The organism is Pelagibius litoralis, from assembly GCF_011683915.1.
GTDB lineage: Bacteria > Pseudomonadota > Alphaproteobacteria > Kiloniellales > Kiloniellaceae > Pelagibius > Pelagibius litoralis.
In genome coordinates this window covers 121,861-142,885 of the sequence record NZ_JAAQPH010000004.1, presented here as the reverse complement: position 1 = coordinate 142,885, position 21,025 = coordinate 121,861, and the positions used below count along the sequence as shown (strand labels likewise).

17 protein-coding genes and 1 pseudogene are annotated in these 21,025 nt (G+C 65.4%); 8 read left to right on the top strand and 10 right to left on the bottom strand.

Translation table 11 applies throughout. The annotated features are described in order from the left end of the window. Positions 1 to 131: 131 nt before the first annotated feature. Positions 132 to 1,541 carry a dihydrolipoyl dehydrogenase gene (lpdA, locus tag HBA54_RS06670; protein WP_167222687.1) on the bottom strand — a complete coding sequence of 470 codons (1,410 nt, stop codon included), beginning with the start codon at positions 1,539 to 1,541 and terminating at the stop codon, positions 132 to 134. A gap of 223 nt (positions 1,542 to 1,764) precedes the next feature. Between lpdA and HBA54_RS06665 the strand changes: the two genes are divergently transcribed. From HBA54_RS06665 to HBA54_RS06635, 7 genes are all read left to right on the top strand, one after another. Then, the gene (locus HBA54_RS06665; RefSeq protein ID WP_167222685.1) at positions 1,765 to 2,883 is read left to right on the top strand and encodes a threonine aldolase family protein; all 1,119 of its coding nucleotides are present in this window, start codon (positions 1,765 to 1,767) and stop codon (positions 2,881 to 2,883) included. Between the two features lie 34 nt (positions 2,884 to 2,917). Continuing rightward, a complete protein-coding gene (locus HBA54_RS06660; protein WP_167222683.1) occupies positions 2,918 to 3,547 on the top strand; it encodes a LysE family translocator in 630 nt (209 codons plus the stop codon). A gap of 65 nt (positions 3,548 to 3,612) precedes the next feature. Next, on the top strand, positions 3,613 to 4,377 hold the full coding sequence (locus HBA54_RS06655; protein WP_240932543.1) for an alpha/beta fold hydrolase: 765 nt from the start codon (positions 3,613 to 3,615) through the stop codon (positions 4,375 to 4,377). 257 nt (positions 4,378 to 4,634) lie between these two features. Further along, positions 4,635 to 5,267: a TetR/AcrR family transcriptional regulator gene (locus HBA54_RS06650; protein ID WP_167222681.1), complete on the top strand. Its 633-nt coding sequence runs from the start codon at positions 4,635 to 4,637 to the stop codon at positions 5,265 to 5,267. Further along, positions 5,264 to 6,220, top strand: coding sequence for an HlyD family secretion protein (locus tag HBA54_RS29595; protein WP_167222679.1), 957 nt, complete (start codon positions 5,264 to 5,266; stop codon positions 6,218 to 6,220). Before HBA54_RS06650 ends, HBA54_RS29595 begins: the two co-directional genes overlap by 4 nt. Then, on the top strand, positions 6,217 to 7,161 hold the full coding sequence (locus HBA54_RS06640; RefSeq protein WP_167222677.1) for an ABC transporter ATP-binding protein: 945 nt from the start codon (positions 6,217 to 6,219) through the stop codon (positions 7,159 to 7,161). Before HBA54_RS29595 ends, HBA54_RS06640 begins: the two co-directional genes overlap by 4 nt. Beyond that, positions 7,154 to 8,326, top strand: coding sequence for an ABC transporter permease (locus HBA54_RS06635; RefSeq protein WP_240932542.1), 1,173 nt, complete (start codon positions 7,154 to 7,156; stop codon positions 8,324 to 8,326). The genes HBA54_RS06640 and HBA54_RS06635 overlap by 8 nt, the downstream gene beginning before the upstream one ends. 3 nt (positions 8,327 to 8,329) lie before the next feature. On the opposite strand, the gene HBA54_RS28650 is transcribed toward HBA54_RS06635, so the two are convergent. The 9 genes and pseudogenes from HBA54_RS28650 to HBA54_RS06590 all read right to left on the bottom strand — a co-directional run bounded on the left by HBA54_RS28650 (position 8,330) and on the right by HBA54_RS06590 (position 19,964). After that, the gene (locus HBA54_RS28650; RefSeq protein ID WP_205944459.1) at positions 8,330 to 8,779 is read right to left on the bottom strand and encodes a hypothetical protein; all 450 of its coding nucleotides are present in this window, start codon (positions 8,777 to 8,779) and stop codon (positions 8,330 to 8,332) included. Positions 8,780 to 8,785: 6 nt separating this feature from the next. Continuing rightward, complete coding sequence (gene odhB / locus HBA54_RS06625) at positions 8,786 to 10,492, bottom strand: 2-oxoglutarate dehydrogenase complex dihydrolipoyllysine-residue succinyltransferase (protein ID WP_167222675.1); 1,707 nt, start codon at positions 10,490 to 10,492, stop codon at positions 8,786 to 8,788. 45 nt (positions 10,493 to 10,537) lie between these two features. Next, complete coding sequence (locus tag HBA54_RS06620) at positions 10,538 to 13,426, bottom strand: 2-oxoglutarate dehydrogenase E1 component (protein WP_167222673.1); 2,889 nt, start codon at positions 13,424 to 13,426, stop codon at positions 10,538 to 10,540. Positions 13,427 to 13,483: 57 nt separating this feature from the next. Next, positions 13,484 to 14,359: a succinate--CoA ligase subunit alpha gene (gene sucD / locus HBA54_RS06615; RefSeq protein WP_167222671.1), complete on the bottom strand. Its 876-nt coding sequence runs from the start codon at positions 14,357 to 14,359 to the stop codon at positions 13,484 to 13,486. 1 nt (position 14,360) lies between these two features. Then, positions 14,361 to 15,557, bottom strand: coding sequence for an ADP-forming succinate--CoA ligase subunit beta (gene sucC / locus HBA54_RS06610; protein ID WP_167222669.1), 1,197 nt, complete (start codon positions 15,555 to 15,557; stop codon positions 14,361 to 14,363). A 383-nt stretch (positions 15,558 to 15,940) separates the two neighbouring features. Continuing rightward, a pseudogene (gene mdh, locus HBA54_RS06605) lies at positions 15,941 to 16,888 on the bottom strand (malate dehydrogenase); the annotation flags it as partial. 183 nt (positions 16,889 to 17,071) lie between these two features. Next, positions 17,072 to 18,226 carry a cell division protein ZapE gene (zapE, locus tag HBA54_RS06600; RefSeq protein WP_167222665.1) on the bottom strand — a complete coding sequence of 385 codons (1,155 nt, stop codon included), beginning with the start codon at positions 18,224 to 18,226 and terminating at the stop codon, positions 17,072 to 17,074. Positions 18,227 to 18,270: 44 nt separating this feature from the next. Then, the gene (locus tag HBA54_RS06595; protein WP_167222663.1) at positions 18,271 to 19,017 is read right to left on the bottom strand and encodes an SDR family oxidoreductase; all 747 of its coding nucleotides are present in this window, start codon (positions 19,015 to 19,017) and stop codon (positions 18,271 to 18,273) included. A 35-nt stretch (positions 19,018 to 19,052) separates the two neighbouring features. Then, entirely contained in the window at positions 19,053 to 19,964 is a 912-nt protein-coding gene (locus HBA54_RS06590) for a DMT family transporter (protein WP_167222661.1), read from the bottom strand. 350 nt (positions 19,965 to 20,314) lie between these two features. Between HBA54_RS06590 and HBA54_RS06585 the strand changes: the two genes are divergently transcribed. Beyond that, entirely contained in the window at positions 20,315 to 21,016 is a 702-nt protein-coding gene (locus HBA54_RS06585) for a glutathione S-transferase N-terminal domain-containing protein (RefSeq protein ID WP_167222659.1), read from the top strand. Positions 21,017 to 21,025 lie beyond the last annotated feature (9 nt).

The window sequence follows — 21,025 nt, the reverse complement described above, 5'->3', positions numbered from 1 at the left end:
CGACGCTTGGGGTCGTTGCGCCCGGATTAAAGCACAAACGGCGCCGCTTGCTGCAAACCGTCCGGCAGAGGAGCCACCGGGTAGCCGCACCAAGGGGACAGCGGCGCTACGGGGTTCGGAACTAAATACAATCAGATGTGGAGGGCGCGCCCGTCGACCGCCAGGGCGGCTTCCTTCACCGCCTCGCCCATGCCGGGATGGGAGTGGCAGGTCCGGGCGATGTCTTCCGCCGAGCCGCCGAACTCCATCACCGTCACCGCCTCGGCCAGGATATCGCCGGCCAGCGGCCCCAGGATATGAACGCCGAGAACCTTGTCGGTGCGCTTGTCGGCCAGGATCTTCACCACGCCGTCGGTGTCGCCCACGGCCTGGGCGCGGCTGTTGGCGGTGAAGGGGAACTTGCCGACCCGGTAGTCGACGCCTTCTTCCTTCAGCTGCTCCTCGGTCTTGCCGACACTGGCCACCTCAGGCCAGGTGTAGACCACGCCGGGCACCATGTTGTAGTCGATGTGACTGGACTGGCCGGCCAGGCATTCGACCGCCACCACGCCGTCTTCTTCGGCCTTATGGGCCAGCATGGGGCCGGGCACGCAGTCGCCGATGGCATAGATCCCCGGCACCGAGGTCTGGAAATGCTTGTCCACCTGGATGACGCCGCGGTTGTCCATGGCAACGCCCAGTTCCTGCAGGCCAAGGCCATCGGTGAAGGGGCGACGGCCGATGGCGACCAGCACCACCGCGGCCTTCATCTCTTCCGCCTCGCCCCCCTTGGCCGGCTCCAGAGTCAGGGTGACGCCGGCCTTCGCGTTCTTCGCCGCCGTGACCTTGGTGCCCAGCTTGAACTTCAAACCCTGTTTGGTAAGCACGCGCTGGGTCTGCTTGGCAATCTCGCCGTCCATGCCCGGCAGAATGCGGTCGAGGAACTCCACCACCGTCACCTTGGCGCCGAGGCGCGACCAGACCGAGCCCATCTCAAGACCGATGACCCCGGCGCCGATCACCACCAGGTGCTCCGGCACTTTGTCGAGCGCCAGCGCGCCGGTCGAGGTGACGATCTGCTTCTCGTCGGTTTCGACCCCCGGCAGGGGCGTCGATTCCGAACCGGTGGCAATGAGGATCGTCTTGGTCTGCAGAACCTGCTCGCCGCCATCGGCCAGCGCGACCTTCACCGAACCGGCGGCGGGAATGGAGCCCCAGCCCTTGATGTAGTCGATCTTGTTCTTCTTGAAGAGGAATTCGATGCCGCCGGTCAGGTTCTTCACCACCTTGTCCTTACGGCCCATCATCGCCGGCAGGTCGAGCGACAGGCCGTCCACCTTGATGCCGTGCTCGGCAAAATGCTTGGTCGCGTCGGCGTACTTCTCCGACGACTGCAGCAGGGCCTTGGAGGGAATGCAGCCGATGTTCAGGCAGGTGCCACCTAGGGCGCCGCGTCCTTCCACACAGGCCGTCGCCATGCCCAGCTGCGCGGCGCGAATCGCAGCCACGTAGCCGCCGGGCCCACCACCGATAACCACCAGATCGTACTGCTTATCGCTCATGGTCTCTCACTTCCCTCGGCGTGACGTAATCAAGGTATCAATTCCCCGCCACCTTGCCGCATCGCGCCGGGGCGGACAAGCGCACAGGGCGGAAAGCTGCCGTGCTGCAAAAGCATGATCCATCTGCAACAGTGCTAATCACCGCAGCAACTCGCCCGAAGCCGGAAGATCGGCTAACCTGGGAGACGCTGTTCAACGAATAATCGCACCCTGGGAAGTATGTATGGACACCCTCCGTGACAAGGAAAGCCTGCGCCGGTCCTGCAGCCGGTTTCTGTCTCACGATTCACCGGTCAACCCGCGCCGGGCCTTGGCCGAACTGGCCGATTTCCTGCCCGAGGAGGCAGAGGCCGATTTCTACGGATCGGGCAAGCTGATCGAGGATTTCGAGCAACGGATCGCCGAAATTCTGGGCAAGCCCGCCGCCGTCTTCGGGCCCAGCGGCAAGATGCTGCAGAACGCGGCCCTGCGGGTCTGGGCCGACCGGCAACGCTGCCCGACCGTTGCCCTGCATCCACAATGCCACATCTTCGCCGAAGAATCGGAAGCCTATCAAAGAATCTTCGGGCTGCAGGCGGCCACCCTCGGCGCGCCCGACCGTCTGGCAACACCCGCCGATCTGGAGGCCATCGTCGAGCCCCTGGGCGCCATCGCCCTGGAACTGCCGCTGCGCCGCCTCGGCTGCCGCCTGCATCCCTGGTCGGATATAGAGGGCTTCGCCGCCATCGCCAAGACGCGCGGCATCGCCCTCCATGCCGACGCCGCACGGATCTGGGAAAGCCAGCCGTTCTATGGGCTCAGCCTGGCGGAGATCGCCGCGCCCTTCGATTCGCTCTACGTCTCTTTCTATAAGGGCCTCGGCGGCTTCGCCGGCGGCGCCCTGGCCGGGCCGAAAGACATTGTCGACGAAGTACGGGTCTGGCAACAGCGCTGCGGCGGCCGGTTGATCCACCTCTTTCCCTATGTCGCCGCCGCCATGAAGGGCCTGGAAGAACGCCTGCCGCGCATGGCGGCCTACCATGAGAAGACCAAGGCCATCGCCCGGGCCCTTTCGGCCCTGCCCGGGGTCTGGGTGATGCCCGAACCGCCCCATGCCAACGCGGTACTGGTGACGGTGGAGACCGGCGGCGCCGACCTGATGGAGGCGGCATTGGACGTTGCCGAAGAATCCGGCCTCTGGTTGACCACCATGCCTCCGGTCTATCGCATCGAGGGATTGGGAACCTTCGAGATTACCGTGCGCGAAGGCGCCATGACCCTGAGCGACGAGGAAATCGTCGAAGGCATTCGGGCGCTGCAGCGCGCCCTCGCCCGCCGAAACACGACCGGCAAGGTCGCATGACGGCATAATCGAAGGAACGCCAGGAGCATCAGGGTTGGACATACTCGGTTTCGGCCTCTTTCTACTGACAGCCGCAGTTCTGGCTCTGGCGCCGGGCCCCTCGACGCTGCTGATCCTGTCCCACGCACTCAGTGGCGATCCCCGCCGGCCGCTGAGCCTGATGGCCGGTGCCTTGCTGGGCAACCTGTTGCTGATCGCCATGACGGTCCTGGGTCTCTCCGCCATCCTCTTCGCGTCGCAGAACGGCTTCACGGTTCTGCGCTGGATCGGCGCGGGCTATCTGATCTGGCTCGGAATCGCCTATTGGCGAAACCTTGAAGCCGTCGCCCCCGATGTTCAAAACCAGGCCCGGTCGGTTCAGGTCTTGCGCTATCGCGCCCTCGTGTCACAGGCCTTCCTGACATCGGTCACCAATCCGAAGGGCCTGCTGTTTTACTTCGCTTTCCTGCCGCAGTTCGCACCGGCGGGCAGCGGCAAACAGTTTCTGCTGTTGGGCGGCAGCTATCTTGCGCTCTTCATGATCGCCTTGGGGCTCTATGCCCTGGCCGGCCACAGGCTTGCCGCGCTGATTGCCAATCCAAAGGTTCAGCTTTGGAAAAACCGCGTCACCGGCGGCCTGTTGATAGGGGCTGGCCTGTCCCTCCTGCGCGCCGAACGAGGCTGAGGATCAAAACATGACAGGATGGTCGCTGACGCAGCGCTTCGCCTTCGAGGGCGACGACGTCGCCTTTGACGTTCTCGGCGAAGGCCCGCCCCTGGTGCTGGTCCACGGCACCCCCTTTTTCCTCTTACGTGTGGCACGCGATCGGCCGCGAGCTGGCGCGGGACTTCCAGGTCCATGTCTTCGACCTGCTCGGCTACGGCCAGTCGACCATGCGCGGGGGGCAGGACGTTTCCCTGGGCGTCCAGAACCGCGTGCTGGCGGCGCTGCTGGGTCACTGGGGCCTCGCCCGTCCGAAGGTGCTGGCCCACGACTTCGGCGGCGCGACGGTTTTGCGCGCCCATCTGCTGAACGGCTGCGACTACGAGAAGCTGCTGCTGATCGATCCCGTTGCGATCCGGCCCTGGGGCTCGCCCTTCGTACAGCACGTCCTGGCGCACGAAACCGCCTTCGCCGGGATGCCGGCCTACATCCACGACGCCTTGCTGGCCGCCTATATCCGTGGCGCCATCCACCGGCCGTTTTCCGATACAGAGCTGGACCCTTATCTCGCCCCCTGGCGCGGCCCCGAGGGACAGCCGGCCTTCTATCGACAGATCGCCCAGATGGATCTGCGCTACACCGACGAGGTGGAACCCCGCTACGGCGATCTCCGCTGCCCCCTGCAGCTGCTTTGGGGTGAGGAGGACGGCTGGATTCCGCCGGCCCGCGGTGAAACGCTGCAGGCCATGGTCCCCGGATCGCAACTGACCTTGATCCCCAAAGCCGGGCATCTGATGCAGGAAGACGCGCCGGAGGCCATCGTCGCCGCGGCCCTAAGGTTTTTTTCCTAGATCGGATCATGTTTTGACGGAACCACTTCGTGGTTGCGCCAAAACATGTGAATCCGATCGCCATCAAACAGTTAGAGCAGATTCACCCGGTCGCCAGATATTCCAGGGGATCGCCTCCGGCGATTCCATCCGACCAGGATCTGCTCTAGCATCAGCCCCGGAATCTCAGCAGAACCGTAACGCGCCGCCGGGCACCCCCTTGTAGCCTGCGTTCTGCTCCTTATATAACTGACCAGTCAGTTATATAAGGACATCCCATGCTGAGAGCGCGAACCCCGGCCGCCAAGGATGAGCGGCGCCAAGCCCTTCTCAAGGCGGCGCTCGATGAGTTCTTCGACCGCGGTTTCACGGCGGCCCGCATGGATGACATCGCCCGCCGTGCCGGCCTGTCCAAAGGTGCGCTCTATCTCTACTTCGATTCGAAAGACGCGCTCTTCATCGCGCTCATTGAAACGGTCGCCGCCCCCAATGTCGAAAAAGTCGAACACTTGGCGGCAGCCGCCCCTTCCGCCACCGCGGCGCTGCACGCCCTGACCGGCTTCATGCCGCATCTCATCCGGGAAACGCCCCTGCCAAGGGTCGTCAAGGTGCTGCTGGCCGATGCCGGCGCCTTTCCCGATGTCGTGCGCCGCTACCGCAGCCAGGTCATCGACCGCGTCCTCGCCGCTATTGCCGCGGTTCTGGAGCGTGGAAAGCGATCAGGCGAGTTGGCTGTCGACGATCCCAAACTGACCGCGCGCCTTGTGGTGGCGCCGGTGCTGCTCTCGGCGATCTGGTCCGTGGTGTTCGAGATCGATCCCGAAGCGCGGGTCGATCTGGACGCGCTCTTCGCCCTGCACAAAAAGATGCTGCTACACGCGCTCGCCGCCAACCCGGACGCGGCAAAGTGACCGCCGCCGCAAAAACCTGTCGGGCTCTCGCCCTGATGCTGCTCGCCGGCCTGGCCGCCTGCGATCCGCTGCCCGACGACGGCCGGTTCACCGGCTACGTCGAGGCCGAGCTTGTCTATGTCGCCGCCCCGGTATCGGGCTGGCTGGTCGCGGCGCCGCTGCGCGAAGGCGACTCTGTCGCGGCTGAGGATCTGCTCTTCGAACTCGACAAGGACCGCCAATACGCCGAGGTCGCCGAAGCCGCCGAGCGGCTGCGCCAGGCCGAAGCGCAGGCAAGGGACATCTCGACCGGCGCCCGCCGTGAGGAAATCGTCGCCCTCGAGGCTCAACTGGCGGAATCGAAAGCAAACCTCGAACTGGCCGAACTGGAACGGGACCGCTGGATCGAACTGGTTGCCCGCGGCACCGCGCCCAAGGCACGTGGCGATCAGGTAACCTCGGAATACAACGCCGCCTTCGCGCGCATGCGCACGGTCGAAGCCGATATCCGGGTGGCGAACCTTGCCGGTCGCGCGGCTGCGCGCGAAGCGGCGGAGGCTGAACGCGCCGCCGCCGCCGCCGCCCTCGCCCAGGCCGAGTGGTGGCTGTCTCAACGCAGCGTCCTGTCCCGGATCGCCGGGCAGGTGGAGGAAGTCTTCCAGCGTCGCGGCGAATTCGTCCGCGAGGGCGATCCGGTGCTGGCACTGCTGCCGGCGGATGCCTCGAAGGTGCGCTTCTTCGTGCCCCAGGCCCAGCTTCCCGACGTCGCGCTGGGTGCAGCGGTCGAGGTTCTGGTCACCGGCCGGAGCGAACCGCTGACGGCGCGCATCGCCTACATCGCGCGGGAGGCCGAGTACACACCGCCGGTGATCTACAGCGCCGAATCCCGCGAGAAACTGGTGTTCCTGGTCGAGGCGCGCCTGTCCGGGCCGGAACTGCGCCCGGGCCAGCCGGTCGATGTGCGGCTGCCGTGAGCCCCTCGGCCCCAACGAACCTGGCGATCGACGTGCGCGGCCTGGTGAAGCGCTTCGACGACAAGGTTGCGGTCGACGGTGTCGACATACAGTTGCCGCAGGGCCAGGTCTGGGGCTTTCTCGGGCCCAACGGATCGGGAAAGACCACAACGATCCGCATGATCTGCGGCCTGCTGCGGCCGAGCGCGGGCGAGGGACGCTGCCTCGGCTTCGACATCCTCAAGGACTCCGCAAGGATCAAACGGGCCACGGGATACATGACCCAGAAGTTTTCCTTCTGGGGCGACCTGACGATCCGCGAAAACCTGGACTTCGTCGCCCGGCTCTATCAGATGCCGAACCGGCGGCGCAGCGTCGACGAGACCCTCGACACCCTCGGCCTCACTCACCGGCAGCACCAGGTCGCCGGCGCCCTCTCCGGTGGCTGGAAACAACGCCTGGCGCTGGCCGCCGTGACTATGCACCAGCCCCGGCTGCTGCTGCTCGACGAGCCCACCGCCGGCGTCGACCCCCAGGCAAGGCGCGACTTCTGGGATGAGATCCACCGCCTGTCGACGGCGGGCCTCACAGTGCTTGTCTCCACCCACTACATGGACGAGGCCGAGCGCTGCGACCGCATCGTCTACCTGGCCAACGGCAAGCTCATCACCCAGGGCCAGGTCGCCGACATCATCGCCGAATCCGGCCTGATCACCTTCCGCGCCAAGGGCCCAGGCGTGCGCGAACTGGCCGAGGTCCTGCGCCATCAGCCCGGCGTCGACCACGCCGCCTACTTCGGGGCGGCCTTGCATATCAGCGGCCCTGAACGCCGCGCCCTGCAGCGCGCCGTCGCCGGGGCGGACGGCGAAAACGTCACCTGGGAAGAAGTCGAACCGAGCCTGGAGGATGCTTTCATCGCGCTGATGGCGCGGGCCGGCAGCGACAAGAGAGACCATGGATGAGTATCTTGGGATGAACACCCCCGGGATCAAAGCCCTGACCGGCAGTCTTTCGCGGATCACCGCGGTCTTCGTGAAAGAGCTGATCCAGATGCGGCGCGACCGCATGACTTTCGCCATGATGCTGGCGATCCCGGTTCTCCAGCTGGTCCTCTTCGGCTATGCCATCAACAACGATCCGAAACACCTGCCCACGGCGGTTCACGTCGAAGAACGCACGCCCATCGTGCGCAGCCTGCTTACCGCGCTGGAAACCTCGGAATACTACGACCTTGTGTTCGAAACCGCCGACCCGCGCGAAAGCGCGCGCTTGCTGGCCCGCGGCGACGTCTCCTTCGTGGTATCGATACCCGTCGGCTTCACCGAGCGCCTGGTGCGCGGCGAGCGCCCGCAGCTGCTCATCGAGGCCGATGCCTCCGACCCCGCCGCCTCTTCCAACGCCGTGGCGCGCGCCGAAGAGATCGTCAACCGGGCCCTGCGTCATGATCTGAAGGGCGCCCTGGACCATCTGGCGCCGGTCGCCGGGCCCGTCGAAGTCATCATTCACTCACGCTACAATCCCGAAGCCATCACCCAGTACAATATCGTGCCCGGCCTGCTCGGCGTCATCCTCACCATGACCCTGGTGATGATCACCGCCATCGCGATGACCCGCGAGGCCGAACGCGGGACCATGGAAAACCTGCTCGCCATGCCGGCCAGACCGCACGAGGTGATGATCGGCAAGATCGCCCCCTACATCGGGGTCGGCGGCGTGCAGACCGTCATCATTCTGATCGCGGCGCGCTTTCTGTTCGACGTGCCTTTTACCGGGGCGCTATGGCTGCTGCTGGCCGGTGTGGTTCTTTTCCTGATCGCCAACCTGGCGCTGGGCTTCACCTTTTCGACCATCGCCAAGTCGCAGATGCAGGCGATGCAACTGACCTTCTTTTTCTTCCTGCCGTCGATCCTGCTTTCCGGCTTCATGTTTCCCTATCGCGGCATGCCGGCCTGGGCACAGGTGGTCGGCGAGGCCCTGCCCCTGACCCATTTCCTGCGTATCGTTCGCGGCGTGATGCTGAAAGGTGCCGGCTACGCAGACGTTCAGAATGCGTTTCTGGCCATCGCCATCTTTACGGTCGTCGTGGGGATTATCGCAATGACCCGCTACAAGCGTACGCTCGATTGAACCTTATGCGGAGGGCGGATCATCGTCATCGCCCTCCGGTGCCAGTTCCGCCAGGGTTTCGCCTTCGGAAGACGGCTCAGCCAGGGTTTCCTTACCCGCCGGCAGAGTGACGTTGAAGCCGGCGCCGCGCGCCGGGTCCAGCGGCGCCAGGGTGGCGACCAGTCCGCGCCGCTTCAGGTCCAGCAGATGGCGGCCCAGGTGGCCGAAGTGCGTCTCGCCGCTGTCGGGCGTCGCCGGGTCGATGCGCACCAGAACCGAACGTCCCGCGTCGCGGAAGCGCTGGCGTTCCACCATGCGGTCGACGGAGCCGATGGCATGGGCCAGGTCGAGGCCGGTCAGGTCGAGTTCGTAGTCGGCATCGCCGTGACGGTCGAGCAGGCGTTTGAGACGCCGGTCCTCGAACCCGCTGAGGCCGCCCCCGTCGCCGCCGCCCTTGCTTCCCGCGTCACCCATCGGCCCTCACATACCGATCAGCAGGCGCTGCGGGTCCTCGATGGCTTCTTTCACCCGCACCAGGAAGGTGACCGCCTCGCGCCCGTCGATGATGCGGTGATCGTAGGACAGCGCCAGATACATCATCGGGCGGATCTCCACCTGACCGTTCACCGCCATGGGGCGTTGCTGGATCTTGTGCAGGCCGAGAATGGCCGACTGCGGCATGTTCAGAATCGGCGTCGACATCATCGAGCCGAAGACCCCGCCGTTGGTGATGGTGAAGGTGCCGCCGGTCATTTCGTCCATGCTGAGCTTGCCGTCACGGCCCTTGGCCGCCAGCTCGCCGAGGGACTTTTCGATCTCGGCAAAGCCCAGCTTGTCGCAGTCGCGCATCACCGGAACCATCAGGCCGTTGGGCGTCGAGACCGCCATGCCGATGTCGTAGAACTTGTTGTAGACGATCTCGTCGCCGTCGATGCGCGCGTTCACCGCCGGCAGTTCCTGCAGCGCCGCCACGCAGGCCTTGGTGAAGAAAGACGAGAAGCCGAGCTTCACGCCGTGCTTTTTCTCGAAACCGTCCTTGTATTGCGCACGCAACGCCATCACCGCCGACATGTCCGCCTCGTTGAAGGTGGTCAGCATGGCGGCGGTGTTCTGCGCTTCCTTCAGACGCCGCGCGATGGTCTGGCGCAGCTTGGGCATGCGCACCCGTTCCTCACGCGGACCGGCGGCGGCAGGCGCCTGTGCCGGCGCAGCGGCTGGCGAAGAGGCGGGTGCCGAGACCGGGCTCGGAATCGCCCCCGGAATTGGCTGCGTCTTGCCTTCGAGGAAATCAACCACGTCCTCTTTGGTCAGGCGACCGTCCTTGCCGCTGGCGGGAATGACCGCCGGATCGAGCTTGTTCTCCTCAACCAGCTTGCGCACCGCGGGGCCGAGCTTGCCCACGGCGGACTCGGTCAAAAAGGCTTCCAGGTCCGCCTTGGTGATCTTGCCGCCGGTGCGGGCAGCCGCTGCAGGATCAAGCGCGACCGGCGCCGCCGAGGGAGCGGGAGCCGCAGCCTGCACGGACGGCGCAGCCGCAGGACCGGCCGCAGGGGCGGGCGCCGTGGCGGGAGCGGCGGCAGGCGCTGCCGAAGCCCCGGCACCGCCGGCGGAGAAGACCGCCAAAAGCGCCCCGACTTCCACGGTTGCGCCTTCTTCGGCGGCAATCGACTGCAGACTGCCGGCGGCCGGGGCATTGACTTCCAAGGTAACCTTGTCGGTTTCCAGCTCGACCAGCCCCTCGTCCGCGCCAACCGCATCGCCGGCCTTCTTCAGCCACTGGGCGACCGTCGCTTCGGTCACCGACTCGCCGAGGGTCGGCACCACGATCTCCATGGTCTTGCCGTTGCCCGCCGGCGCGGGGGCTGAGACCGGGGCGGCGGCTGGCGGATCAGGTGTTGCTGGGGCCGGCGCCGGGCTGGCCGCCGGGGGCGCCGCCGCAACACTGCCTTCGCCCTCGCCGATACGGCCCAGAACGGCGCCGACTTCCACGTTGTCGCCTTCGCCCGCGATCACCTCCGCAAGCACGCCGGCGGCGGTCGCGTTGACCTCCAGGGTTACCTTGTCGGTTTCCAACTCAACGAGCGGGTCGTCAACCGCAACCGCTTCGCCGGGTTTCTTCAGCCACTGGGCAACGGTTGCTTCGCTGACCGATTCGCCCAGGGTGGGCACCACGATGTCTGTCGCCATATCTGTCTCACTCATCCTCTGGCGCAAAGCCGAAAGCCGTCGGTGCTACTCCGCGGCCTGGCCCTTGCTTTTCTTTTCCCGCTCTTCCATCGCAGCCTTGCGCGACTGGATACGCCCCACGGCTTTTTTGCCAAGGGTCAAGGCATCGTCGATCAGTGCCGCCTGCTCGTTGACGTGGCGCTTGTGCGACCCGGTCGCCGGAGAAGCCGCGGAATGGCGGCCTGCATAACGCGGCCGGGGGGTCTTAAAGCCGATTTCCTCCGCCACCTCTTCGATGAAGGTGGAGACGAAGGCCCAGGGGCCCATGTTGCGCGGTTCTTCCTGGCACCACACCAGATCGCAGTGCTTGTAGGGTTCCAGCTCCTGCGTCAGGGCGTCCGCCGGGAAGGGGTAGAGCTGCTCAAGACGCAGGAAGTGAACATCCTTCACGCCGCGCTTCTCACGCTCCTCCAAGAGGTCGTAGTAAATCTTGCCGGAGCAGATGACCACCTGCTTGGCGTCCTTCTTCGCGCTCGGCAGATCATCGTCGTAGAGCACCCGGTGGAAGCAACTGCCCGGCCCGAAGTCGTCGAGCTTGGAGACGCAGCGCTTGTGCCGCAGCAGCGACTTCGGCGTGAAGACGATCAGCGGCTTGCGGAATTCGCGGTGCAGCTGACGCCGCAGGGCATGGAAGTAGTTCGCCGGCGTGGTGCAGTTCACGACCTGCAGATTGTCTTCCCCGCAGAGCTGGAGGAAGCGTTCGATTCTGGCGGAGGAATGCTCCGGGCCCTGGCCTTCGTAGCCGTGCGGCAACAGCATGACCACGCCGGACATGCGCAGCCATTTGGATTCGCCCGAGGCAATGAACTGGTCGATGATGATCTGGGCGCCGTTCACGAAGTCGCCGAACTGCGCCTCCCACATCACCAGGGCGCGCGGCTCGGCCAGCGAGAAACCGTATTCGAAGCCGAGCACCGCCAGCTCGCTGAGCGGCGAGTCGACGATCTCGAGGCGCGCCTGCTCCTCGCGGATGTGGCTCAGCGGCTTGTAGGTCGCCTCGGTCTCCTGATCGATGAAAGCCGCATGGCGCTGCGAGAAGGTGCCCCGGTTGCTGTCCTGGCCGGAGAGCCGTACCGGGTGCCCCTCCACCAGCAGCGTCCCGAAAGCCAGGGCCTCCGCCGTCGCCCAATCGATCCCCTCGCCGCTTTCGATCATCTTGCGCTTGGCGTCGAGCTGGCGGGCGATCTTGCGGTTAAGCTTGAAGTCGACCGGAACCTTGGTCAGCGACAGACCGACTTCCTGCAGGGTTGGCGTCTCGACCGCGGTCTTGCCGCGCCGCGGATCGTAACCGCGGGCCGCATCCAGGCCGGACCAGACACCCTCCAGCCAGTCGGCCTTGTTGGGCTTGTAGCTCTTGGCCGCCTGAAAGTCCTGCTCCAGGCGTTCGGTCCATTGCTCGACCAGACCGTCGACTTCGGCCTGGGTGAAGGTGCTTTCCCCCACCAGCTTCTGGCCGTAGACCTGCCGCGCCGTCGGGTGCTTGGCGATCGCCTTGTACATCATCGGCTGGGTGAAGGCAGGCTCGTCGCCTTCGTTGTGACCGAAGCGGCGATAACAGAACATGTCGATGATGACGTCTTTGTTGAACGACTGGCGGAACTCGGTCGCGATGCGCGCCACATGGGTCACCGCCTCCGGATCGTCGCCGTTCACATGAAAGATCGGCGCCTGGATGATCTTCGCCACATCGGAGCAATAAGGCCCGGAGCGCGAATTCACCGGGTTGGTGGTGAAGCCGATCTGGTTGTTCACGATGAAATGGATGGTTCCGCCGATGCGGTAGCCTTTCAGCTCCGACAGATCGAGGGTCTCCGGCACCAGGCCCTGCCCGGCAAAGGCGGCATCGCCGTGCATCAGCAGCGCCATGACTTCGCTGCGGTCCTTGTACTTGCCCTGCTCCTGCTTGGCCCGGACCTTGCCGACCACCACCGGATTGACGGCCTCCAGATGCGACGGATTGGCGGTCAGCGAGAGGTGAATGACGTTGCCGTCGAATTCACGGTCGGAGGAGGTGCCGAGGTGATACTTCACATCGCCGGAGCCGCCGACATCCTCGGGATGGGCGGCGCCGCCCTCGAACTCGGAGAAGATCGCCGAGAAGGGCTTGCCGAGGAAGTTCGCCAGCACGTTCAGGCGTCCGCGGTGCGGCATGCCGATGACCACCTCTTTCAGGCCGAGCTGGCCGCCGCGCTTGAGGATCTGCTCCAGCGCCGGGATCATCGATTCGCCGCCGTCCAGGCCGAAGCGCTTGGTGCCGGTGTACTTTTTGTTGAGGAACTGCTCGAAGGTCTCCGCCGCGGTCAGGCGCTCAAGGATCGCCCGCTTGCCGTTGACCGTGAAGTCCGGCTGATTGCGGATCGATTCGATACGCTCCTGGATCCAGGCCTTCTGCGCCGGATCCTGAATATGCATGAACTCGACACCGATGGTCCCGCAATAGGTTGCCCGCACCACCTCGACGATCTTGCGCAGCGAAGCGGTTTCCAGCCCCAGCACGTTGTCGATGAAGATCGGACGGTCCATGTCCTCTTCGGTGAAGCCGTAGCTCTTGGGATCAAGCTCGGGGTGCGGCTCCAGCGGCTTCAGGCCGAGGGGGTCGAGGTTGGCTTCGAGATGGCCGCGCACGCGATAGGCGCGGATCAGCATGAGGGCACGGATCGAATCCAGGGTAGCGGCGCGCACCCCGGCATCGCCGACATCGACCGAACCGGCCGCCGAAGGCGCGGCCGCGCCGTTGGCCGCACCGCCGTTCAGCTTTTCGATGATCGCTTTGGCCTCTGCGTCGAGATCGCCAAAGAAGGCCTGCCACTGCGGCTCCACGGTTCCGGGGGCCTGGCTGAACTGGCGATAGAGGTCCGCGAGAACAGAGGCTTGCGACTGGGAATAGATGGTCATGGCTTCTCCCGGCCCGGCCGGGCGAAACCGGGCCGGGCCGCCTTCTTTCTGCGCCGCCTAGCCTGCCATGGCTTGCAGCATTGTCGATCCCAAACTGGCCGGCGAATCCGCAACCAGGAAACCGGCCGATTTCAGTGCCTCGATCTTGTCGTCGGCACCGCCTTTACCGCCGGCGATGATGGCGCCGGCATGGCCCATGCGGCGGCCCGGCGGCGCTGTCACGCCGGCGATGAAACCACAAATAGGTTTCTTTATCTTTGACGCCTTGAAAAAATCTGCCGCGTCCTCCTCGGCGCTGCCGCCGATCTCGCCGATCATGATGATCCCCTCGGTCTGGGGATCGTCCAGGAAAAGCTCCAGGCAATCGATGAAATTGGTGCCGTTCACCGGGTCGCCGCCGATACCGATACAGGTGGTCTGGCCCAGGCCGGCCGCGGTTGTCTGGGCCACTGCCTCGTAGGTCAGGGTGCCGGAACGCGACACCACGCCGATCTTGCCGGCAGAATGGATATGGCCCGGCATGATGCCGATCTTGCATTCTTCCGGCGTGATGATGCCCGGACAATTGGGGCCGATAAGACGCGATTTGGAATCGGACAAAACGCGCTTTACGCGCACCATGTCCAGAACCGGGATGCCTTCGGTGATGCAGACGATCAGCTCGACCTCCGCATCGATGGCCTCCAGGATCGCGTCGGCCGCAAACGGCGGGGGCACATAGATCACGCTGGCATTGGCGCCGGTCTTGCCGACCGCTTCCGCCACGGTGTCGAAAACCGGCAGGTCCAGATGCGTGCCGCCGCCCTTACCGGGGGTGACGCCGCCGACCATCTTGGTGCCGTAGGCCATGGCCTGCTCAGAGTGGAAGGTGCCCTGGGCCCCGGTGAAACCCTGACAGATGACCTTGGTATTGCTGTCGACCAGGACCGCCATTTTATGCTGCCTCCTTCACGGCCTTCACCACCTTCTCGGCGGCATCGGCCAGATTGTCGGCCGAGACGATCGGCAGGCCCGAGTCGGCCAGGATCTTCTTGCCCAGTTCCACGTTGGTGCCTTCCAGGCGCACGACAAGAGGTACATGCAGTTCCACTTCGCGCGCCGCCGCCACAACACCCTCGGCGATGACGTCGCAACGCATGATGCCGCCGAAAATGTTCACCAGAATGCCTTCGACGTTCTTGTCGGAAAGGATGATCTTGAAGGCCGCCGTCACCCGCTCCTTGGTGGCGCCGCCGCCGACATCCAGGAAGTTCGCCGGCTCGCTGCCATAGAGCTTGATGATGTCCATGGTCGCCATGGCAAGGCCGGCGCCGTTGACCATGCAGCCGACCTGACCATCCAGCTTGATGTAGTTGAGCTCGTGGCGCGCGGCCTCCAGCTCCATGGCGTCTTCTTCGTCTTCGTCGCGCATATCCGCCACATCCTTGTGACGGAACAGGGCGTTGTCGTCGAAGTTCATCTTGGCATCCAGCGCGATCACCTCGCCGGCGCCGGTCACCACCAGGGGATTGATCTCCACGATGGAAGCATCGAGCGCGAGGAAGGCCTTGTACATCGCCCCGATGAACTTCACCGCGGCGCTGACCTGCTTGCCCTCAAGACCCAGACCGAAGGCAATCTGGCGCCCGTGGTAGGCCATGTAGCCCTCGGCCGGATCGATGGCCAGCTTCAGGATCTTCTCCGGGGTGGCGGCTGCCACCTCTTCGATCTCCATGCCGCCTTCGGTCGAGGCCATGATGGTAATGCGGCTGGTCGCCCGGTCGATCAGCATACCGAGGTACAGTTCGCGCGCGATGTCGCAGCCGTCTTCGATATAGAGGCGCTTGACCTCTTTGCCCGCCGCCCCGGACTGCTTGGTCACCAGCACATGACCCAGCATCTTGCGGGCGTTTTCCTTGACCTCGTCCAGCGACTTGCAGACCCGCACGCCGCCCTGCCCGTCGGGATCGTCCTTGAAGCGCCCGGCCCCGCGGCCGCCGGCATGGATCTGCGATTTTACGACCCAGACGGGCCCGCCCAGCTCGCGTGCCGCGTTCTCCGCTTCTTCGGGCGTGTAGGCAACCCCGCCCTTGGGAACCGCAACGCCAAACTTCGCCAAGAGACTCTTGGCCTGATACTCATGAATGTTCATGATCCGCCGCTTCAGAGTGGTTGAAGGAGATGGGACAGCCGGAGCCGGTAAGCCGCGCCCTGATATCTAACATCGTTTTCGTCCCAGCCGCCGCGCCTTCATGCACCCCGGCGCCCCCCGCCGAAATCACCGAGACACGGCCTTTGATGCCGCTTTCTGGGCTACCTTAGCACCCCGGCGGAGCAGCGCAACCGACAGACGCCGGGCCGCAACCGGCCTTTTCCCGCCATCGCCGGCCGATCCAGCGGTGCCGATCCGCAACAAGAGCGCGCCGGTGCCTAGGCTTTTGCCTTCTTCGCCGTCGCCTTCCTGGCGACCCTGGCCTTCTTCGCAGCCTTGGCCGGGGCCTTCCTGGGTGCCTTCTTGGGCGCCGCCGCCTGCTTCATCATGCCCTTGCAGACATCGACCAGGCCGCTGACCGCACCGACCGATTTCTTCAGCATGGCCTGCTCGGACTTGTTCAGGGTGAGTTCGACGATCCGCTCCACACCCTTGGCGCCGATCACGCAGGGAACCCCCACATACAGGCCCTTTATGCCGTATTGGCCGGTGAGATGGGCGGCGCAGGGCAGCACCCGCTTCTTGTCCTTCAGGTAGGACTCGGCCATGGAAATCGCCGAGGAGGCCGGTGCATAAAAGGCCGAACCGGTCTTCAACAGGCCGACGATCTCGGCGCCGCCGTCGCGGGTGCGCTGGACGATCTTGTCGAGGCGCTCCTTGGTCAGCCAGCCCAACTTGATGAGGTCGGGCAACGGAATGCCGGCAACGGTGGAATAGCGCACCATGGGCACCATGGTGTCGCCGTGGCCGCCGAGCACGAAAGCGCTGACGTCTTCAACCGAGACGCTCATTTCCTCGGCCAGGAAGTAACGAAAGCGCGCCGAATCGAGCACGCCCGCCATGCCGACCACGTGGCTGGCGGGCAGACCACTGGCCTGTTGCAGCACCCAGACCATGGCGTCCAGCGGATTGGTGATGCAGATCACGAAGGCCTTGGGGCAGTTCTTCCGGATGCCCTCACCCACCGCGGTCATCACCTTGGTGTTGATGCCCAGCAGGTCGTCGCGGCTCATGCCCGGCTTGCGGGCGACACCGGCGGTGACGATGACCACGTCCGCGCCCTTGAGGGCCGAGTACTTGCTGGAGCCGACGAACTTGGCGTCGAAGCCTTCAACCGGCGATGACTCGACCAGATCCAGCGCCTTGCCCTGGGGAACGCCGTCGATGATATCGAACAGGACAACGTCGCCCAGTTCCTTCAGGCCGGCGAGTAAAGCCAGCGTGCCGCCAATGTTGCCGGCACCGACAAGCGCGATCTTGTTGCGAGCCATGATGTGTTTCCTCGATCGATGTGAGCTGCCTGGGGTGGACGCCTCGCCGACCGCCTGCATCGCTCTTGGGATGCGCGGCGACGAGTTCGGGTTACGTAGCGCGATTTGCAGGCCGGGGCAAGGCGAAGGCGCTGCCGCAGCGGCGCAAACACAGGCAGTTGATGATCGCCTGCCGGGGGCCGGTCAGGTCATGTGCGCGGCAGCCACATAGTCGGCCGAGCGCATCTCCTGCAGGCGGCTGACGGTGCGCTGAAATTCGACCGCGCCGTCGCCGGCCGGATAGAGTCTTTCCGGCGGCGCCTCCGCCGCGACAATCAGCTTCACCCGGTGTTCGTAGAGCGCGTCTATCAGGGTCATGAAGCGCCGTGCCTCGTTGCGGTTCTCCGCCGAGAGCAGCGGCACGCCGGACAGCACCAGGGTATGATAGAGCCCGGCGATGGCCAGGTAGTCGCCGGGGCCCAGGGGCTGCTCGCAGAGATCGGCAAAGGAAAACCGCGCCACCCCCCGCGCCGCCAGGGGCACGGGGATTTGCCGGCCTTTGTAATGCAGGCTGTCGGGCGCCGCCCTGGCCCCCTCGGTCAGTTCGGCAAAGGCCTTGTCAAGCGCCGCCTCCGCCTTGGGGCCAAGCGGCGCATGATAGGTCGTGATGTCCTTCAGGCGTTGCTGGCGGTAGTCGATGCCGCCGTCCAGCTCCAGCACATCCAGGCGCTGCTTCACCACTTCGATGAAGGGCAGGAAGCGCTCGCGCTGCAGGCCGCCTTCATAAAGACGGTCCGGCGGCCAGTTGGAGGTCGCGACGACGACCACCCCCAGTTCGAAGAGAGTCTCGAACAGCCGGCCGAGGATCATCGCATCGGCAATGTTGACGACGTGAAACTCGTCGAAGCAGAGCAGCCAGGCTTCCTCGGCCAGATCCGCCGCAATGACCGGCAGCGGATCGGCCTTGTCGGCATTGGCTTCGTCCTGGCGCCAGACATGCAGGCGTTCCTGCACCTCCTGCATGAAGGCGTGGAAGTGAACGCGGCGTTTCTTTTCCAGCGGCGCGCCGGCAAAGAAAAGGTCCATCAGCATCGATTTGCCGGTGCCGACCCCGCCGAAGATATAAAGCCCCAGAGGCGGGTCGCTACGGCGGCGGGCAAGGCCGAGGCGCGCCTTCCAGCCGCCCATGCCGCTGGCCGGCTCATAGTGGCGCAGGGCGTTGTGCAGGGACTGCAGCTTCTCCGCCGCCAGCTGCTGGCCGGCATCGTGGCGCAGATGCCCTTCGCGCCGCCGGGCGCGATAGGCGGTCAGGGGGCCGGCGCTGCCCCCTTCGGCGGTCTGCTTGTCGTCTTCTGCCATCGGATCGATACATAGGCTAAAGCGCGGGCGCAGAAAAGCGCCCTTCAGCGCCCGCCGGCCACCCGCAGGACCGCCCCGGTGGTGTAGGAGGCGGCGTCGGAGAGCAGCCAGAGCACCGCCTCGGCGATCTCCTCCGGTTCCGCCGCCCGGCCGATGGGCATGGTGGGGGCGATCTTCTCCAGCCGGTCCGGCATGCCGGAGGCGGCGTGGATTTCGGTGTTCACGAAGCCCGGTGCCACGGCATTGACGCGAATACCGTCGCCCGCATTTTCCCGGGCGAGCCCGACGGTCAGGCTGTCGATGGCGCCCTTGGAGGCGGCGTACCAGACGTATTCCCCCGGGCTGCCGAGGGTCGCAGCACCGGAGGAGATGTTGACGATGGCGCCACCGTCACCGCCGTGACGCCGCGCCATGCGCCTGACGGCGGCGCGCGCACACCAGATGCTGCCCAGCACGTTCAAGTCCATCACATGACGGATGGTCTCCGCCGGGGCATCCTCGATCCGGTTCACCAGCCCGGACAGCCCGGCGTTGTTGACCAGACCGGTCAGCGGCGGCAGTTCGGCATCGACGGTTTCGAACAGCCGCTCGACCGCGTCTTCGCGCGCCACGTCGGCCTGTACCGCCAGGGCCTGTCCCCCGGCCGCCCGGATATCCTGCACCAACTGCTCGGCGATATCGGCCGAGGCGTTGTAGTTCACACAGACCGCATAGCCGCGCGCCGCGCCGAGCCGGGCCACCGCCGCGCCGATCCCACGGCTTGCCCCGGTCACCAAAAGCGTTCCCGACATCCTGCTGTTCTCCTCTTTTACTGACTGCTGCTTTGCTAGGCGACGGTCGGCGCCGGCTTGGCGCGCGGGCGCGTCAGGACCAGCAGATTGCCGATCAGGACAAGAACCACGCCGGCCAGCGCCGGTGCAGTCCAGACATAGTCCTCGACGACCGTCGAAATGGCCAGCGCGACCAGCGGGAAGAGCACCGTGGCATAGGCGGCGCGGTCGGCGCCGATGCGGCCCAGCAGGGTCAGGTAGGCCGCGAAGGCAAAGACCGATCCGAAGATCGCCAGGTAAAACAGCGAGACGACGTAACCAAGCCCCGGGTCGAAGGTGAAGGGCGCGCCGGTGATCAGCGCCAGGGCGAACATGATCACCGCGCCGTAGGCCATGCCCCAGGCATTGCAGGAGAGCAGCGGCAGGCCTTCGGACTGGGCGCGGGCCGAGGTGATGTTGCCGAGGGAAAAACAGTAGGTGCCGGCCAACGACAGCAGCAGACCGGTCAGGCCCTTGTCGGCCAGATCCAAGCTGCTGACTTCGGGCCAGAACAGGGCGGCGACGCCGACCGCCCCCAGGACCGCCCCCATGATGATGCGCGGGGTCGAGCGGCGGGCGAGGAAGAGGCGCCCGTTGACGATGTTCATGACCGCGGTCATGGAAAAGATCACCGCCAGCAGGCCCGAGGTGAGATAAGCCGCCGCCGTATAGAAGAGATAGAAATTGAGCGAGAACATGAAAAGGCCCATGGCCATCAGCAGCAGATGGCGGCGCAACCCGAAGCGCAACCCCTGCTTGGCCGCGAAAGCCCAGGCGAAAACGATCAGGGCGGCGGCGGCGAAGCGATAGGCCACGGAGAGCTCCTGCGCGACCACGCCGATCTGGAACGTCATCGCAATCCAGGAGGTGCCCCACACCAGAACGGTGAAGACATAGAGCGCCGGGTCGAAAAGGGGCGACTTCTGCATGACCGGACGGCCCTTTTTCAACGGGACAAGACAGGAATTTGAAATGCGGATTGCGGCCCGGCGGCAGCCGGGGCCTGCGGGATGCTGGACTCTTTCACGTTTTTACGACACCGGCCCGCTCCCCCTCCCGGCCACCCAACGCCAGTATCCTATGGGTGGCCGGGAGGGGGAGCGGGCTGGAACCGCTTCGACGTCAGTCGAAAACACTTTAGGTTAGCGCCGTGCCGGCGCGGGCGACAACCCTTGCATTGTCAGCCGACAATCGCAAAACCCCGGCAGCCATCGCCCTTGGCAGCGGTTGCCGGCTCGGTCAACATGGGCACCGACCGCGCAAACAACCGGAAGCCCCGATGCCTCTTGTTCTTTATGAACGCCTTTGCGCCGACGACCGTCGCCCCAGCCCCTACTGCTGGCGCGCACGCCTGGCACTGGCCCACAAGGGGCTGAGCCCCGAAATCAGGACGGTCAGGTTCACCGAGAGCGACCTCGTCGCCTTCAGCGGCCAGGCCAAGGTGCCGGTGCTGGTCGACGGCGCCAGGGTGGTGACCGATTCCTGGGAGATCGCCTGCTACCTGGAAGACTTTTACCCGAAGGCCCCGTCACTGTTCGACGGGGCCGGCGGCCGGGCGCTGGCGCGCTTCGTCAACCACTGGGTCGATCACGGCCTGCAAAAAGCGCTGAGCCCTATTCTGGCGCCCTACATGCTGGCGGCCGTCGATCCGGATGACCGCCACTACTATCGCCAGACCCGCGAAGCCCGCTACGGCGAGAGCCTGGAACGGGTGGCGGCAAAGCGCGCGGTCTATCTGGAAGCGCTCGACCCGATACTGGAACCGCTGCGCCAGCGCCTCGGCGAGTCATCCTTCATCTGCGGGGAAAGGCCGGCCTACGGCGACTACCTGGCCTTCGCTGAATTTCAGTGGGCCCGGACGATCTGCGATCAGGACATCCTGGCGCCGGAAGACACGACCCTCCGCGCCTGGCGCCACTGCATGCTGGATCTATTCGACGGCCTCGCCCGATCCGTTACCGCCTACGACACTGCGGCCTGATATCGGGCG

What these genes read in the sequence shown, in the direction of transcription:
- HBA54_RS06595 (WP_167222663.1), bottom strand. Translation starts at nt 19,017, where the DNA reads ATGTCGGGAACGCTTTTGGTGACCGGGGCAAGCCGTGGGATCGGCGCG.
- HBA54_RS06650 (WP_167222681.1), top strand. Translation starts at nt 4,635, where the DNA reads ATGCTGAGAGCGCGAACCCCGGCCGCCAAGGATGAGCGGCGCCAAGCC.
- HBA54_RS28650 (WP_205944459.1), bottom strand. Translation starts at nt 8,779, where the DNA reads ATGGGTGACGCGGGAAGCAAGGGCGGCGGCGACGGGGGCGGCCTCAGC.
- HBA54_RS06620 (WP_167222673.1), bottom strand. Translation starts at nt 13,426, where the DNA reads ATGACCATCTATTCCCAGTCGCAAGCCTCTGTTCTCGCGGACCTCTAT.
- HBA54_RS06585 (WP_167222659.1), top strand. Translation starts at nt 20,315, where the DNA reads ATGCCTCTTGTTCTTTATGAACGCCTTTGCGCCGACGACCGTCGCCCC.
- lpdA (WP_167222687.1), bottom strand. Translation starts at nt 1,541, where the DNA reads ATGAGCGATAAGCAGTACGATCTGGTGGTTATCGGTGGTGGGCCCGGC.
- sucC (WP_167222669.1), bottom strand. Translation starts at nt 15,557, where the DNA reads ATGAACATTCATGAGTATCAGGCCAAGAGTCTCTTGGCGAAGTTTGGC.
- odhB (WP_167222675.1), bottom strand. Translation starts at nt 10,492, where the DNA reads ATGGCGACAGACATCGTGGTGCCCACCCTGGGCGAATCGGTCAGCGAA.
- zapE (WP_167222665.1), bottom strand. Translation starts at nt 18,226, where the DNA reads ATGGCAGAAGACGACAAGCAGACCGCCGAAGGGGGCAGCGCCGGCCCC.
- HBA54_RS06665 (WP_167222685.1), top strand. Translation starts at nt 1,765, where the DNA reads ATGGACACCCTCCGTGACAAGGAAAGCCTGCGCCGGTCCTGCAGCCGG.
- HBA54_RS06635 (WP_240932542.1), top strand. Translation starts at nt 7,154, where the DNA reads ATGGATGAGTATCTTGGGATGAACACCCCCGGGATCAAAGCCCTGACC.
- HBA54_RS06590 (WP_167222661.1), bottom strand. Translation starts at nt 19,964, where the DNA reads ATGCAGAAGTCGCCCCTTTTCGACCCGGCGCTCTATGTCTTCACCGTT.
- sucD (WP_167222671.1), bottom strand. Translation starts at nt 14,359, where the DNA reads ATGGCGGTCCTGGTCGACAGCAATACCAAGGTCATCTGTCAGGGTTTC.